The following is a 15131-nucleotide window of genomic DNA, read 5'->3' as shown; positions in this document are numbered from 1 at the left end:
CAGACAGATGCTGTATATTCACTGCCCGTACTGCGAACGCGATCTGCCCGAACTGGAATTCACTGCAGCTGGAGAAGCTCACATGAACCGGACCCGCGATCCGATGCAACTGGATGACTGCCAATGGGAGAGCTTCCTGTTCCACCGCAAGAACCCGCGCGGCGTGCATTTTGAGCGCTGGCGCCATTTGCACGGCTGCGGGCGTTTCTTCCATGCCGCCCGCCACACTGTCAGCGACAAATTCCTGACCACCTACCGGGTCGAAGACCCGCAACCTGAGCTTTCAGCCCTGCTGGGAGAGGACCAATGAGTAAATTCCGGGTTTCCGGGCGCGGCCGCAATGCAGGCGGCAAGCCCGTTCGTTTCACTTTTGACGGCAAATCCTACGATGGCCGCGAAGGCGACACTCTGGCCGCTGCCCTTCTAGCCAATGGCGTGCATCTGATGGGGCGCTCCTTCAAGTACCACCGCCCGCGCGGCGTGGTGACTGCCGGGTCGGACGAACCGAACGCATTGGCAGGCATTCACGAAGGCACGGGGCGGTTCACCCCCAACACCCGTGCAACTTTGCAGGAGATCTACCCCGGCTTGCAGGCCAGCAGCCAGAACGCCTGGCCGTCGTTGAAATTCGATGCGATGGCGGTAAATGACCTAGCCTACATGTTCTTTTCGGCTGGCTTTTACTACAAGACCTTCATGTGGCCCAAAAGCTTCTGGCTGAAGCTTTATGAGCCCTTCATCCGCCGTGCGGCGGGCCTGGGTAAGCCGCCGGCGGAGAAAGATGCGGATGAATATACGGCAACCTATCAATATTGTGACCTTCTGATTGTCGGCACAGGCGCTGCTGGCTTGGCAGCGGCCCGGACCGCTGCGGCAAGCGGCGCAAGGGTGATCATTGCGGAGGAGCATGCTGAGGCCGGCGGGTCGCTGCTGACAGACAGTCTTGTGCGGATTGGCGGCCAAAGCGGCGCCGGCTGGGCTGATGAAGCTGTGGCTGAGCTGGCCGCGATGGAGAATGTCACTCTGCTGACCCGCACAACCGCCATTGGCTATTACCATCAGAACATGGTGGCCCTGGCTGAGCGGCTGTCTGACCATCAGGCCCTGGCGGTGCGCGGCACTTTCCGCGAACGGATGTGGCGGGTGCGTGCCAAACAGGTGATCCTGGCGCAGGGCGCCATCGAGCGGCCGCTGGTCTTTGACGGCAACGACCGCCCCGGAGTGATGCTAGCCAGCGCGGCGCAGACCTATCTGAACCGCTTTGGCGTTTTGACGGGGAAACGCCCGGCCATTTTCACTTCGCACGACAGCGCCTGGCGGGTGGCATTTGAACTGGCAGATGCCGGAGCGGTGCCTGCCGCAATCATCGACACGCGCACAGCGGTCCGGGACGATCTGATCGACGCTGCCAAAACCCGCGGTATCGAGGTGCTGACGGGCTACACCGCCACCGGCACCAAAGGGCGTTTGCGGGTCAAGTCGCTTCGGATAAACCCGCTGATTGGTAGCCGGGCCGAGCCGGGGCGCTGGATTGCCTGCGACTGCGTGCTGATGTGCGGCGGCTGGACGCCTTCGCTGCACCTGTTCTCGCACACCAAAGGCTCACTGGAATGGAGCAAAGAACTGGACTGTTATTTGCCGGGCAAAGCTACCGAAGCCTGCCAGACCGCAGGTGGGGGTACTGGCAGCTGGGGCTATGCCGCAGCGCTGGAACAGGGCACGCAGGCCGCAGTTCAGGTGCTGGCGGATATGGGGAAAGTGGCCGAGCCGTTGTCCTGGCAGGTCTCTGGCGATGATTGCGGTTCGGGCGAAACCCACCGCGAACTTCCGACGGACCGCAACCCGGGGAAGGCTAAGGCGTTTACCGATTTCCAGAACGACGTGACGGCGAAAGATCTGCGGCTGGCGGTGCGTGAGGGGATGCGTTCGATTGAGCATGTAAAGCGCTACACCACTAATGGCATGGCGACCGATCAAGGCAAAATGTCCAACATGAACGGTCTGATGATTGCTTCAGACGCGCTGAACCGGGCGCCGCAGCAGGTAGGGCTGACCACCTTTCGCCCGCCCTTTTCGCCGACGACTTTCGGCACCTTTGCCGGCGTCGCCCGCGGTGCGCATTTCAACGTAACCCGTAAAACTCCGATCGATGCTTGGGCCGAGAAGCGAGGCGCGGTGTTTGAGCCCGTCGCATTGTGGCGCCGCGCCTCGTACTTCCCCAAACCGGGCGAGGACATGCATACTGCCGTTGCACGTGAATGCAGGGCGATGCGCGAGTCTGTGGGCATCTTCGACGCCTCCACCCTGGGCAAGATCGATGTGCGCGGCCCCGATGCGGCCGAGTTTTTGAACCGCATCTACACCAACCCCTGGACCAAGCTGGCGCCCGGGCGCTGCCGCTATGGGCTATTGCTGGGCGAGGATGGCTATATCCGCGACGACGGCATCGTCGGTCGTCTTGCATCGGACCATTTCCACGTCACCACCACCTCAGGCGGGGCACCGGCCGTGATGAAAGTAATGGAGGACTACCTGCAGACCGAATGGCCGGAACTAAAAGTCTGGCTCACTTCCACCACCGAGCAATATGCCACCATCGCATTGCATGGCCCCAACGCCCGCAAAGTGATCGAACCCTTTGTTGAAGGACAGGATCTGAGCGACAAGGCTTTCCCGCATATGTCGATAGCGGATTGCACCGTTTGCGGCCTGCCCGCGCGGCTGATGCGGGTCAGCTTCACTGGAGAATTTGGGTTCGAAATCAACGTGCCGTCCAACCACGGGCGCAAGGTTTGGGAGGCGCTGTTTGAGGCGGGCAAACACTATGGCATCACGCCTTACGGCACCGAGGCGATCCATGTCCTGCGCGCCGAGAAAGGATACATCATCGTCGGCCAGGACACCGATGGCACGGTCACACCCTATGACGCGGGCCTAAGCTGGGCAGTAGGCAAAAAGAAGCCCGACTTCATCGGCAAGCGCTCGCTGGAGCGGACGGATCTGCAGGCCGAAGGCCGTAAGCAATTGGTCGGCCTGCTGACCGATGATCCACAGGAGGTGCCTACTGAAGGCGCGCAGATCGTCGCGCAGGCGCAGTCAGTGAAGATGATCGGCCACGTTACCTCGTCTTACAACAGCCCGGCGCTTGGCCGGTCTATCGCCATGGCGCTGATTGAAGGCGGCCGCAGCCGGATGGGGGATACTGTCTACATTCCGTTGGAAGGGAAGACCGTGGCAGCGAAAATTGCCTCCACGCAGTTCTTTGATCCAGAAAATACCAGGCTCAGTGCGTGAAAGGAGCAGCAGAAATGAAAGATGTGATCCAGTCTGACAAGTTGCAAGTGATCCGGTCCGAGGGCGCGGCGCGGTTCAGTCTGCGGATGGACCCCGCTGAACGCAGCGCGGTAGAGGATGCGCTTGGTTGCCTCTTGCCTCAGTGCATCGGCCAGCCAGCCGCCAGCGGCGCGATCCGCCTGCTGTGCTTGTCGCCGGATGAGTGGACCCTCTATTGTTCCCCGGAATTGGCAGTGGACCTCAGACAACGGTTGGCGGCTCTGGAAGCCCCGCACGCGCTGGTCGACATCACCGCACGCGATGTGACCCTAAAAGTCGAGGGTGGCAAAGCCGCAGCCGCGCTGAAGACTATCTGCCCTTTTGATGTGGACAGCCTGGCGCCAGGCGAAGGCAAGCGCACGATCCTGGATAGCGCACAGGCGGTAATCACGCGCCGGACAGACACGGGATTCAACGTGGAAGTGTTCCGCTCCTTTGCCCCGCATGTGGAAAGCTTGCTGGCCCTGCACGGGTCAGAAGCTGTGTAGCTGCCTCGGACGTGCCGCGGCAGCTGCTCACGGCTGGCAGCTGCGGCCATCAGGGAAAGCTGCACAATAACCAGCCAGTTGCCCGGTTGCGGCTCTCTCCCCGCCAGGCGGCTGGCTGGTGTTGATGCAATTTTCAAATACCTGAGGAATTCAAGTAAGCAGTGCATCTTCAGGGAAGATCTGGAAGGCTGCGCCTGTTTCAGGATTGCAGCAATGCAGACAAGCACGCCAAACCAGCTTTTGGCAATTCTTGCAAGTGCTTGCTTTAGAAGGGTCAGCATCGCGGCTAAAGGTGGGCGATGGTAGACTTCTGCGGTTCGAGCAAATCCTTAACTCGCACAGCTCTGAACAATTTGGACCAGAAGCCAACTCTCGTTCCAAACACCGCCATTGCCCAATTCCGGGAAGCGCTGCGAGCTGTTCAAAGATCGTTTCTGCGCAACGCTACAGCTGCTAGAAGCTAATTCAACGCTTGCGGCATAAGTCCGGACTGTCTGCGCATTTCATTTGACTGACCCTGCTGTAGCGAAAGGTAGGTTTGTGCTCCGCCTATTTTTGCGGGCCTCGAATGCCTGCAAACGGGAAGTTCGCCGTGCTGCTGAAAGTCTCGAACTGCGGGAGCAAGGGATTTGCGCATCAACAATAACAGAGTGAGTGAAAGGCGGGTTTGTCCGCTCTTCGTTAGCAGGTCCTGACCGCAGCGAAAGGGCGGTTCGAATTCCGCCCCTCGGACTGACTTTTAACGGCCGGTTTGGCGGCACATGCTGCTTCAAAGAGAAAGCCACGCCGCACCCACGAGCGAATGCTGCGTCAGCAAACGCCAGGAAGGGCAACGGCAGCAAAGTCCGGCACAGCAAACCTTGGCTTTTCACGCAGCAAAAGTCAGCAGTCGGCCCTATTTCGGTCCGCTGTTTATACCACCGAGCGTGATCCTCGACAGCCTCGCTGCATCTTCCGGCTCCCATTTCTGACGCAGGCCGCGGACATAATCCGCGTCCTGCTTCAACTTTTGCCGTTCGTTGGCGAGCGCGCGTTTCACGGTCCGGGCCACCAGTTGAGCAATGCGCGTGACCATCCGCATTGCCGGGCGGATTTCTTTCAGCTTTTCATCCCGCGCACCCTTGGTATCCGGAGCGGCCCCGCCCCAAGTCAAGCCGGCCTGCTGATCCGCAGACGCCTCCCGCCAGAAGACCGCCCCATCAGCAACCAAATCCAATCCGGTCTCGATGGCATCCGTGATGACCTCTGCCTCCGTTGCCTTCAACCGGACCTTTTCTTCTGCCTCCTGCAGCCTCTTCTCCTCAGCCAGCCGGGCAGCCCGGGCCTCAGCAGCCGCTTTTTCTTCCTGGCCGCGGTGCTGAACCATCCGCCGCAGTTGAGCGGCCAGATCAGATTTCTCTGCCTTCGTGGCGTTCAGCACCTGCTCGGCCTGTTGCCTTTCTTGGATAACCCGCGCGCGTTTTTCCTCTTCGGCCTTCCGCGCTGCCATCTTGGCCCGGTACTTTTCCGCAGCTTCTTCTGCCCTTGCCTCATACCCCTTAACCCTCGGCTCCAATGCCCCGACCTCAGCCACAATTTTCTTTTTCAGAGCATTCGCGGCGTCAGCCGCTTTTTCCTTCTGCACAGCCTCTGCCTCCGCCATATCGCGGCGGCGGATCATCTTTGCAGTTTCCCTCGCGGTCCGCTGTTTGCGGACCCGTGCCTCTTTCACCGCGCGTTTGCGCGATTTCTTGACCGTGGCCTTGGCCAAGTCCCGGCCGTTTTCAACGGCCGCCTTTGCTTCATCCTGGGCATCGCCCAGGATGCGTTTCTTCTCTGCTTGCGCCTTTTGGCGCTCCTCAGCACGCCATTTTGATGGCGGCACATGCTGCCGCTTTTCGGGCAGAGGTTTTCCCTCTGCCCGCGCCTGGCGCCGGGCCTCGGCACGGCGCTCCCCCCTGGCGAGCCCAATTGTCTCAAAAGCTTCTCCGGCAAGATCCTGGGCATGCTCATAGCTCTTGATGAGCGGGTTCTCAGATGGCTGCAGCAGGATCTGATGCCCGCGGTTGGCGGATGGTTTCTCGGTCCAAACGGCCACGACAAAGTGGATATGGTAAGCCTCCTCATCGACGTGGGCATTGGCATAGCGCAGCTGCCCGTTTGGAAAGTTTTCACCGAGGAACGACATGGCGGTTTTGCGGAAAGCAGAGACACGTTCCGGATCCCATTCAGAGAGCCCTGCCCCGCCCAGCCAATCTTTGTTGACTGTGATGATGCCTTCCCGAAGCGGACCTCTGCTGCAGGACCGCCAGGGGTCTGCAGGCCCTTCCGCCTCCAGCTTCCTTGCGTCCTTCATGCGTGACTTGGCCTTCAGCGCGCGCAAATGCTCCTCGTGATTGTGACGGCGCATCTCAGCAATTTCGCCGCGTATCTGCTGCTGCCAGCCCGGTTCGCCGGCCAGCACCTGGTTCAGCCGGGACAGTTCCTGGTCGACATGATCCAGGTCGCCGCCGCCGCGCTCGTCATGCATCTTGAACTTGCCAAGGTCCCGCGGAAACAAGCCTGCAAAGCGCAGCACAACCGGTGCTTCATCAAGAATTACGGGCTGGGCTTGGGTGAACTTGGGCTGTACGGTCATCTTGCTGCTCGGATCTGCTTCTCTGATCCGAGTCTCCGCGAAGACGAAGAAAATCCCGATAGGCTTATTTTTGTTTTTGTGAGGCTTGTACTCACTAGGCAAGTTGCAATCTTGGGCTGGGCCCCAGGATTTCAACTTGCCGTTCGCGAGGGGGATACCCCCTTCGATCCCCTCCTCGTCAGCTTATCCGGGCGTCACCCGGATAAGCTTCCTGCGGCCAGCAGCCTGCTGGACCCGCCCTGCCGGGGGCCGTGGATGACTTATTCTTTTTCGATAATCTTGAATGACAGCAAGCCGATCGAACCAGACACCTGGGTCATTTCCTCCAGGCGCCCGCACTTACTTTTGCAGATACCCTTGTTCTTTAAGGTGCGCGATCAGAAGCCGTTCCACATAAGAGGCTACAGACCGGTCATCCTGCGCCGCTGCCTTTTCTACGGCTTTCTTGGTTTCTTCAGTCACTCGTACAGATATCGCTGATGTTCTGGCCATGTGTTCACTTGTGTGCAGTTGACATTCAGATTCAATGGGTGCATATTGCATCTAGTTGCACACATTTGCAACAGGCCGAGGGGAAGGTGGAAGCTCCCCGCCCGGCCCTAACCAAAACCGATCTCGTGGAAGGAGACCGACTATGGCTGATACTTGCCGTATCACGCGCGAATGCGCGCTGAAAGCCCTGTGGCCCGCATCTGTCGCAGATGACAGCCCCACCTTCATCACCCGCACCTTCGACACGCTGACCAAGGCAGTGGACGAAGCCCTCGAACTGGAGCGTGATCTGTCGCACGCGCTTTCCTGGGATCCCGCGTCCACCGATATCCAAGAGGCTGCCGAAGCCCGCTGGCAGGATTGTCTTCAACTCAGCGGCGACATCCTGACCGCACAGGTGGTCCGGGCCAGCGACTTGCCTTTGCAACGCATGAGCATGCTGCTGCACTTCCTCATCGAGTCCACGGGAGCGGAAGAGGCTCTCAGATTTCAGCAGCTGTACTTTGAGAACCAGGAGCTGTTCAACGTCGAGGACGCTGTACGTCGGCCCCTGATGCAAACAGCCGCACGTCAGATGAACGCACTCGTCGAACTCTCCTTAGCGGCTGAAGCGCAGAACTTCCTGCCCAACTAAGCCAACCATCCCAGCATTCTTCTGACCCCGGCCCGCGGCGGACACGCCGCTGCGCCCGGCTCAGCCATGCCAATTCTGAAGTTTCAGCAAGCGCCAGTCCCGGCGCCTGCCCTGCCCAATTTTGCCATGCGGAGGCTGCCATGCCCCACTCAACCTGCGAACATTTCCCGCAAACGGTCCATCCCCACTGGCGCGCCGCCGCCGAAGCCAAGGGCTTCGGCATCCTGCAGCGCATCAAGGACCGCTATCACCTGCTCCTATCCTGCCACACCTGCCGACGGGCACATGCCAGCAAGATCTTTGTTCTCATGAACAGCCAGCCGCAGTGCCCGCACTGCATTCAAGACCGGTGGCAGGCCGACGCTGTGGCCGCAGGTTTGAAGTGGGCAGGCCGCGATCCGGAAGACCGTCACTATGCCCACTACATCGCCCCCTGCGGACATAACTTGCGCCGGCAATTTGAGATGGTTAAGCGGGCAGCCGAAGGCCTGTGCAATGTACGCTGCGAGATTTGCCACGCTGACAAAGAACAGGCTGAAGCAGAAGAACGGGGGTGGCACCTGATCGGCGAAGACACAGGTGGCAACCAGAACTACCGTCTGTACCGGCATGCGTCCTGCGGCCATATTCAGCGGATCGCACGAGCCAACATGCAGACTGGCCGGTTTCAATGCAGCAACTGCGGCGAGGGCTGGAGCAGTGCGCCAAGTTTTCTCTACGTCATGAAGCTTAAACTCGCCAAAGGTGCCAAGCTGATCAAACTCGGCTACAGCCGCGATCCCGTCTCCCGCCTTTACCACCAGATTTTGAAGACCAAAGAGACGGAAGCGCAGGTCCTGCGGACGGTTCCCGTCTCCTCCGGCCACACAGCTGTGCAAATTGAAAAAGGCCTGCATGCGCAATTGAAGGCAGAGTACCCCGGCAGTGTCGCGCCGCCAGACCTCTACGCCGGTGAATTGAGGGTCAAAAGTGAGGTCTATTTTCCGGATGTGTGCCAAGTGATTTTCGCGATGCTCGACGCCATTGAGGCAGAAGAAGACAGCTAAGCGCCCCCCTCTTCAATTTCCAACATCTCCAGCCCGGTTCCACCGGGCGCCCGATCCCTTTTGCCTTTTTGAAGGAGGCTTTCCATGAGCCAGCTTGATCTCTCCAAGCCCGCGCGCCCCGATTGGTGGCAGTTCGCTGAAGACTGCGCCCGCCGCTATCATCTCTATCACAGAGAGCTGCAGCAAACTCGGCGCAAGACACTCAAAGAAGACGCACCAGACGGCAGGGCTGGCGCCGGGGAGCCCCTTGTGCCCCCAGCACCGGATCACCCCCATTCTTTGCTGCAGCATCTGAGCGAGCAGCCGGACGCGCGGCATCTGCCGCCGGAACTCTGGGAAGCGCTGGAGCAGGAAGGTGCCGACCCATATGCCTGTGACAACACGGGCCGCTGGCTGCCGGGCACAGACCTGCCGGCAGACCAGCTGCTTCTGCTGCTGCGGATCGCCGCGGCCTTCGGCTCCCCGGCTGCAGTGGACGCGCAGCTTGCCCGTGGCGCCGTGCTGATCCTTCGCAACGTTCCTGCTTCCGGTTTTTCAAGCGTGGAAAACCTCCTTAACCACGCCCTGCTGCCGCCGGGCTGGCAGGCCTATGACGCCCGGCGGCAGGTGCAGCTGCCTCAGCGCGTGACCCTCGCTGTCCCCAGTGCCCGCGATGGTGCGATTGAACAGCAACACATTGATGAGCTGCAGGATCTGATCATCAAGGGTCTGGCGCACAGCCAGCCTTTGTGGATCTGCCTGCCGGATGAGATGGCACTGCCCGCGCCGCTGGTGGCGGAGCACTGTCATCAACTGACAGTGCCGCAAGTGGACGCGGATTTTCTGATCGCCCTGCTGCGTCAGACCCACAGCCGGACAGGCCGCATTGATGAAGCCGCCGCCCGTGCCGCGCTGCCCCGGAACGGCCAGTTGCAGGAGCTCTCCATCCCCGCACTCTCGTTCGCCCTGCGTGCGCCCACAGCGAAGAAGATGGCGCAACGCCTGTCCCAGGCGCTTGCTGCCGCTGCCGCTTCACCACCCGAAGCCCACGCGCCGAGGGAAGAGATCACAGGCATTGGCCGGTCCTATGACACCGCCCGGCAACTGGTTGCGGACCTGCGGCTCTGGGCCGAAGGCGGAGTGGCCTGGAATGAGATCCCGCACTCCTTGCTGCTTTTTGGCCTGCCAGGCACCGGCAAAAGTTATCTGGCAAGGACAATGGGCCGGAGCGCTAGGGTAAATTGCGTTGAGACCAGCTGCGCCGAATGGCAGAGCGCAGGGCATCTTGGCAACCTGCTGCTCGCGATGCGAAGAAGCTTCGATGAAGCCCGGAAGAATGCGCCCTGTATCCTTTTTTTGGATGAGATTGACGCGATCGGTTCCCGCGACAGTGCCGGCGACAACAGTGCCAGCTACAGGCGCCAAGTGGTTGCTGGTTTTTTGGAGCAGATGGACCGCATCAGCCGGGAGGCAGGGATTATGGTGGTTGGTGCCTGCAACCACCCAGAGCACCTAGACCCCGCGGTGCTGAGAGCCGGGCGGTTTGACATCAAGATCGAGATGCCGTTGCCAAGCATGGCGATGCTGCAGCACCTCCTTGCTGAGCGGCTGCAGGACGCGGTCCAAGAGGGGGATCTGCGGCAGCTGGCACGGGAATGTATCGGAAAGACCGCCGCCGACGTGGACGCGGCGGTGCGCTCTGCCCGCAGTGAAGCCCGGCACAGCGGCTGCCCGCTCGATCTGCAGCTTCTGCGCCGCCATCTGCAAGTCATGGCACAGGAGGAGAACCACGACCTGCTTTACCGCATCGCCATTCATGAAGCCGGTCACGCCATCACCTCGTGGAGCTACGGCGAGACGATCACGCGGATCAGCCTGTCTCCATCTGGCGGCACAATCGAGCGGGATGCTCCTCCGAACGCGGGGCTGGACACAGATTTCGACCGTCAGCTCTACGTTCACCTGGCCGGGCGGGCAGCGGAGCGGCTCGTCTTCAATACTGTTTCTGCCGGGGCCGGCGGGGGCGCCACGTCCGACTTGGCACAGGCTGCGCGGATTGCGTTGGCAGTGGACCACGAGCTGGGACTCGGTGCCTACGGCAACGGCTGGTTCGGACCGCAGGATCCCGCTCAACTTGCAGAACCCGACCGCAAGCGCCTCCGTGAGAAGCTCGACTACGCGGAGGACCACGCACGCGCGCTGCTGTATCCCCATCAGCAGCTGCTGGAGGACATGGCTGCAGACTTGGTGCAGAAACGAGAGTTCGACGCCAAGGCGGTCCGGTCCTGGCTGCGTGATGTGCCACGCAAAAATGGTCCAGAGCAGGTCCTGGACCAGTAGATGCGCCCGCCAACCAAGCCGCACCGCCGCGAGGTTTGCACAAGTCTTATGTGCAAACTTCCGCGGTGCAGGCTCCGGTTGGTCCAAAATCCGGATAATTCCCTCCTGGAAATACTTTGTCCCAAAGCCCCGCCGGAGCGGTCTATGCCCCGCATCCCTGCCCAGCTCCCTCTGCAGAGGGAAAGTTCCGTATTTCTAGGCCCTTATCCACAATTTCCGTCTCCGCAGGGTTACAACCTGGGTCGATCCAACCCAGTCCGGCGCAGTAAACTGTCTCCATCAGCACACGCGGGCGGCCACCGCCCACCGGAGACAGGAGACCTCGGCCTATGGCACGGGACCGGAAGAGACATGCCGAATGCCCGCAGGCGCCGGAAACACCCGGCCGCCCGCAAAACGGCTCCTGCCGGCAGGACGCCGGCACCCGCGCGTCACTTCACGAACTCCTGCGCGCCCTCGCCCGCGAGGCAGCCCGCACCGACCACCGGGACGGCAATTCTCCCGGTTAACATCAAACCACCGGAGAACACCGCCATGTCCCAGCCCAGGCTCAGAGCAGCCATCTACGCCCGCTACTCGACAGACCTGCAACGCGACGCCTCTGTCGAGGACCAGATCCGCGACTGCACCGATTACGCCAAGGCCCAGGGGCTGGAGGTCGTGGCCACCTATTCCGACCGCGCCATCTCCGGCGCCAGCCTTATGCGCAGCGGCATGCAGGCCCTGCTCCGCGATGCGCGCGGCGGCACCTTCGATGTTCTGGTCTCGGAAGCCCTCGACCGTCTAAGCCGCAACCAGGCCGACATTGCCCACATCTACCAGGAATTTTGCTTCAACGGCCTCCCGATCGAGACCGTGGCGGACGGGCTGATTTCGGAGATCCATATCGGGCTGAAGGGGACGATGAATGCGCTCCAGCTCAAGGACATCGCGATGAAAACTCACCGCGGTCTCAAAGGGCGCGCACTGGAGGGCAAATCCGCAGGCGGCAAAGCTTACGGATACCGCATGAAGCCGCAACTCACGAGCAATGGCGAGGTGATCCGCGGCGAGCGTGAGATCCACCCGGAAGAGGCAGATGTCGTGCGCCGGATCTTCGTGAACTACGCCAGTGGCCTGTCGCCGAAGAAGATCGCCGAAGCGCTCAACAAGGAGCGCGTGCCTGCCCCATCCGGCCGCCACTGGGGTGCCTCCACCATTCACGGCAACCGCCAGCGCGGCTCCGGCATCCTGAACAATGAGCTCTACATCGGCCGGCAGGTCTGGAACCGGCTGCGCTACGTAAAGGATCCGCAAACGGGCAAGCGCATCTCGCGGCTGAACCCGGAAAGCGAGTGGACGATCACCGACGTTCCGCAGTTGCGGATCGTCGAACAGGATCTCTGGGAGGCGGTCCGGGCCCGCCAGGGCGAACTGAAGACCGCGGGCACCAATGTGCCGGTCTGGGACCGGCGCCGCCCCAAGACCTTGTTTTCCGGCCTGATGGCCTGCGGCTGCTGCGGCGGCGGCTTTGCCAAGATCTCCAGGGACAGCTTCGGCTGCTCCGCGGCACGGAACAAAGGGGCCGCGGTCTGCAGCAACAAGCGCACGATCAAACAGGCCGACCTGGAAGCCCGGGTGCTGGAAGCGCTGGCGAACCACCTGATGGATCCGGACGCGGTGCAGGTCTTCTGCGAAGAATACACTGCCGAGCGCAACCGGCTGAAGGCGGCAGCCGCCGGGAACCGCAAGGAAAAGGAACAGGCACTGACCCGCGCAAAACGGGATCATCAGAAGCTGGTGGATGCGATCATTGCGGGCATTCCCGCAGACCAGGTGAAGGACCGGATGATCGAGCTCGACACGCGGCGCCAGCAGCTGGAACGGGAGCTGGAGCATACCCCTGCCCCGGACCCGGTGGTGTTTCACCCGTCGATGGCGGAAGCCTACCGGGAACGGGTGTCGCGGCTGATCCGGAGCCTTGGCTCCAGCGAAGGCATGGAAGAGGCCAAGGAGGCGCTGCGGGCATTGGTGGAGCGGATCATGCTGACGCCCGCGGCGGAGGACACAGGCCTGGATCTGACGCTGGAGGGGGATCTGGCCGGGCTTCTGCGGCTGGCGTCGGGTGCGGGAGGCCCGGACAGGAAGAAGGCCCCGGGCGGTGCGCCAGAAGCCTTTGATATGTCAGGTGAATTAGTGTTGGTTGCGGGAGCAGGATTTGAACCTGCGACCTTCAGGTTATGAGCCTGACGAGCTACCTGGCTGCTCCATCCCGCGGCATTTTGGTTGTCCTACCGCGTGGAACGCTTCTTGAGGACAGTTTTTTTTATCGTTCAGAGAGATTTTTTGGATTTTACTAGGTTTGGCGGTGACCTACTCTCCCAGGGCTTTAGCCCAAGTACCATCGGCGCGGCAGTGCTTAACTTCCGGGTTCGGGAAGGGACCGGGTGTTTCACTTGCGCTGTAGCCACCAAACCGAGAAAAATCCAGATGCCTTCGGCATTTGGATTTTCTCGGTTTGCGGTCGGCAGCGTGCTTACGGAGTAAATACGCGAGAGACCGCCCAGGAGTTATGTCACGACGACGTTTCCAAATGCAGGAGGCGCTACAATCAACATGTCCAAGTTTTGTTAGGGATGTGTTTGCTTTCTGTGTCCGTAACACTGTCTGTTACTGGATCAAATCAAGCCTATCGGGCGATTAGTACCGGTCAGCTGAACGCATTGCTGCGCTTACACCTCCGGCCTATCGGCGTGGTGGTCTTCCACGGCCCTCAGGGATACCTTGTTTTGAGGGGGGCTTCCCGCTTAGATGCCTTCAGCGGTTATCCTGTCCGATCATAGCTACCCTGCACTGCTGCTGGCGCAACAACAGGTCCACCAGTGGATCGTTCACCCCGGTCCTCTCGTACTAGGGGCAACTCCTCTCAAGTATCCTACACCCACGGCAGATAGGGACCGAACTGTCTCACGACGTTCTAAACCCAGCTCACGTACCTCTTTAAACGGCGAACAGCCGTACCCTTGGGACCTGCTCCAGCCCCAGGATGAGATGAGCCGACATCGAGGTGCCAAACACTGCCGTCGATATGGACTCTTGGGCAGTATCAGCCTGTTATCCCCGGCGTACCTTTTATCCGTTGAGCGATGGCCCTTCCACGCGGGACCACCGGATCACTATGGCCGACTTTCGTCTCTGCTCGACTTGTCAGTCTCGCAGTCAGGCTGGCTTCTGCCATTGCACTCAACGAGCGATTTCCGACCGCTCTGAGCCAACCTTCGCGCGCCTCCGTTACTCTTTAGGAGGCGACCGCCCCAGTCAAACTACCCGCCACGCAGGGTCCCGGATCCGGATAACGGACCGCGGTTAGACATCAAGAGTGCGAAGGGTGGTATCTCAAGGGAGGCTCCACAGGAACTTGCGTTCCTGCTTCGATGCCTACCACCTATCCTGCACATCACAATCCTGATGCCAGTGCGAAGCTGTAGTAAAGGTGCACGGGGTCTTTCCGTCTAACCGCGGGAAGCCTGCATCTTGACAGGCAATTCAATTTCGCTGAGTCGATGTTGGAGACAGCGGGGAAGTCGTTACGCCATTCGTGCAGGTCGGAACTTACCCGACAAGGAATTTCGCTACCTTAGGACCGTTATAGTTACGGCCGCCGTTTACCTGGGCTTCAATTCGGAGCTCTCACCCCTCCTTTTAACCTTCAGGCACCGGGCAGGCGTCAGACCCTATACGTCGCCTTACGGCTTCGCAGAGCCCTGTGTTTTTAATAAACAGTCGCCACCCCCTGGTTTGTGCCCCCGGATCCAAGTTGCCTTGAACCCGGGCCTCCTTCTCGCGAACTTACGGAGGTATTTTGCCGAGTTCCTTCAACATCGTTCTCTCAAGCGCCTTGGTATTCTCTACCAGTCCACCTGTGTCGGTTTAGGGTACGGTCTGATGGAGGGCTATTTCCAGGGACCAATCAGCGGCCCGCCCAATCCGATAAGGGCGGACAACCTTCATGATCCGTCACATCCTCCTGGCCCAGGAATATTAACCTGGTTCCCATCGCCTACGCCTTTCGGCCTCGGCTTAGGGGCCGGCTTACCCTGCTCAGATTAGCTTTAAGCAGGAACCCTTGGACTTTCGGCGAGAGTGTCTCTCACACTCTTTGTCGCTACTCATGTCATCATTCTCGCTAGTGATCTCTCCACCGGATGGCTCACGCCCCGGCT

The 15131-nt window shown here is 60.5% G+C and carries 9 protein-coding genes, 1 tRNA gene and 2 rRNA genes (1 of these 12 running past the window's edge); 8 read left to right on the top strand and 4 right to left on the bottom strand.

Annotated features, from left to right (window positions below):
- Nucleotides 1-7: 7 nt before the first annotated feature.
- The 3 genes from ACXAEK_RS06020 to ACXAEK_RS06010 are packed head-to-tail and all read left to right on the top strand — an operon-like array spanning nt 8 to nt 3821.
- A complete protein-coding gene (locus ACXAEK_RS06020; RefSeq protein ID WP_475040464.1) occupies nt 8-310 on the top strand; it encodes a sarcosine oxidase subunit delta in 303 nt (100 codons plus the stop codon).
- Nucleotides 307-3294, top strand: a complete 2988-nt coding sequence (locus ACXAEK_RS06015) for a sarcosine oxidase subunit alpha family protein (RefSeq protein ID WP_475040463.1) — start codon at nt 307-309, stop codon at nt 3292-3294. The genes ACXAEK_RS06020 and ACXAEK_RS06015 overlap by 4 nt, the downstream gene beginning before the upstream one ends.
- A 14-nt stretch (nt 3295-3308) precedes the next feature.
- A complete protein-coding gene (locus ACXAEK_RS06010) occupies nt 3309-3821 on the top strand; it encodes a sarcosine oxidase subunit gamma (RefSeq protein ID WP_475040461.1) in 513 nt (170 codons plus the stop codon).
- Nucleotides 3822-4716: 895 nt separating this feature from the next.
- Here ACXAEK_RS06010 and ACXAEK_RS06005 read toward each other — a convergent pair.
- Complete coding sequence (locus ACXAEK_RS06005; protein WP_475040459.1) at nt 4717-6438, bottom strand: plasmid recombination protein; 1722 nt, start codon at nt 6436-6438, stop codon at nt 4717-4719.
- A 634-nt stretch (nt 6439-7072) separates the two neighbouring features.
- On the opposite strand from ACXAEK_RS06005, the gene ACXAEK_RS06000 reads away from it, so the two are divergent.
- From ACXAEK_RS06000 to ACXAEK_RS05980, 5 genes are all read left to right on the top strand, one after another.
- Complete coding sequence (locus tag ACXAEK_RS06000; RefSeq protein ID WP_475040457.1) at nt 7073-7564, top strand: hypothetical protein; 492 nt, start codon at nt 7073-7075, stop codon at nt 7562-7564.
- A 140-nt stretch (nt 7565-7704) separates the two neighbouring features.
- Entirely contained in the window at nt 7705-8610 is a 906-nt protein-coding gene (locus tag ACXAEK_RS05995; protein ID WP_475040455.1) for a GIY-YIG nuclease family protein, read from the top strand.
- An 84-nt stretch (nt 8611-8694) separates the two neighbouring features.
- Nucleotides 8695-10929 (top strand): AAA family ATPase, encoded by a 2235-nt coding sequence (locus ACXAEK_RS05990; protein ID WP_475040453.1) that lies wholly within the window; start codon nt 8695-8697, stop codon nt 10927-10929.
- A 329-nt stretch (nt 10930-11258) separates the two neighbouring features.
- Nucleotides 11259-11438: a hypothetical protein gene (locus ACXAEK_RS05985; RefSeq protein WP_193748099.1), complete on the top strand. Its 180-nt coding sequence runs from the start codon at nt 11259-11261 to the stop codon at nt 11436-11438.
- A 25-nt stretch (nt 11439-11463) separates the two neighbouring features.
- Entirely contained in the window at nt 11464-13152 is a 1689-nt protein-coding gene (locus ACXAEK_RS05980) for a recombinase family protein (protein WP_475045202.1), read from the top strand.
- Here the strand turns inward: ACXAEK_RS05980 and ACXAEK_RS05975 are convergent.
- The 3 genes from ACXAEK_RS05975 to ACXAEK_RS05965 form a co-directional block, all read right to left on the bottom strand.
- Nucleotides 13109-13185, bottom strand: a tRNA-Met gene (locus ACXAEK_RS05975). The genes ACXAEK_RS05980 and ACXAEK_RS05975 overlap by 44 nt on opposite strands.
- Before the next feature lie 83 nt (nt 13186-13268).
- Nucleotides 13269-13383, bottom strand: a 5S ribosomal RNA gene (rrf, locus tag ACXAEK_RS05970).
- A gap of 204 nt (nt 13384-13587) precedes the next feature.
- A 23S ribosomal RNA gene (locus ACXAEK_RS05965) occupies nt 13588-15131 on the bottom strand; it runs 1286 nt beyond the window's last position.

It is taken from the genome of Leisingera sp. ABM4_101, from assembly GCF_056158725.1.
Note: the sequence above shows the minus strand (reverse complement) of the source record. Positions and strands in the feature narration are given on the sequence as shown.

Bases quoted from the DNA above. Each gene is read 5' to 3' on its own strand.
- ACXAEK_RS05995 (WP_475040455.1), top strand. From the start codon at position 7,705: ATGCCCCACTCAACCTGCGAACATTTCCCGCAAACGGTCCATCCCCAC.
- ACXAEK_RS05980 (WP_475045202.1), top strand. From the start codon at position 11,464: ATGTCCCAGCCCAGGCTCAGAGCAGCCATCTACGCCCGCTACTCGACA.
- ACXAEK_RS05990 (WP_475040453.1), top strand. From the start codon at position 8,695: ATGAGCCAGCTTGATCTCTCCAAGCCCGCGCGCCCCGATTGGTGGCAG.
- ACXAEK_RS06000 (WP_475040457.1), top strand. From the start codon at position 7,073: ATGGCTGATACTTGCCGTATCACGCGCGAATGCGCGCTGAAAGCCCTG.
- ACXAEK_RS06020 (WP_475040464.1), top strand. From the start codon at position 8: ATGCTGTATATTCACTGCCCGTACTGCGAACGCGATCTGCCCGAACTG.
- ACXAEK_RS06010 (WP_475040461.1), top strand. From the start codon at position 3,309: ATGAAAGATGTGATCCAGTCTGACAAGTTGCAAGTGATCCGGTCCGAG.
- ACXAEK_RS06015 (WP_475040463.1), top strand. From the start codon at position 307: ATGAGTAAATTCCGGGTTTCCGGGCGCGGCCGCAATGCAGGCGGCAAG.
- ACXAEK_RS05985 (WP_193748099.1), top strand. From the start codon at position 11,259: ATGGCACGGGACCGGAAGAGACATGCCGAATGCCCGCAGGCGCCGGAA.
- ACXAEK_RS06005 (WP_475040459.1), bottom strand. From the start codon at position 6,438: ATGACCGTACAGCCCAAGTTCACCCAAGCCCAGCCCGTAATTCTTGAT.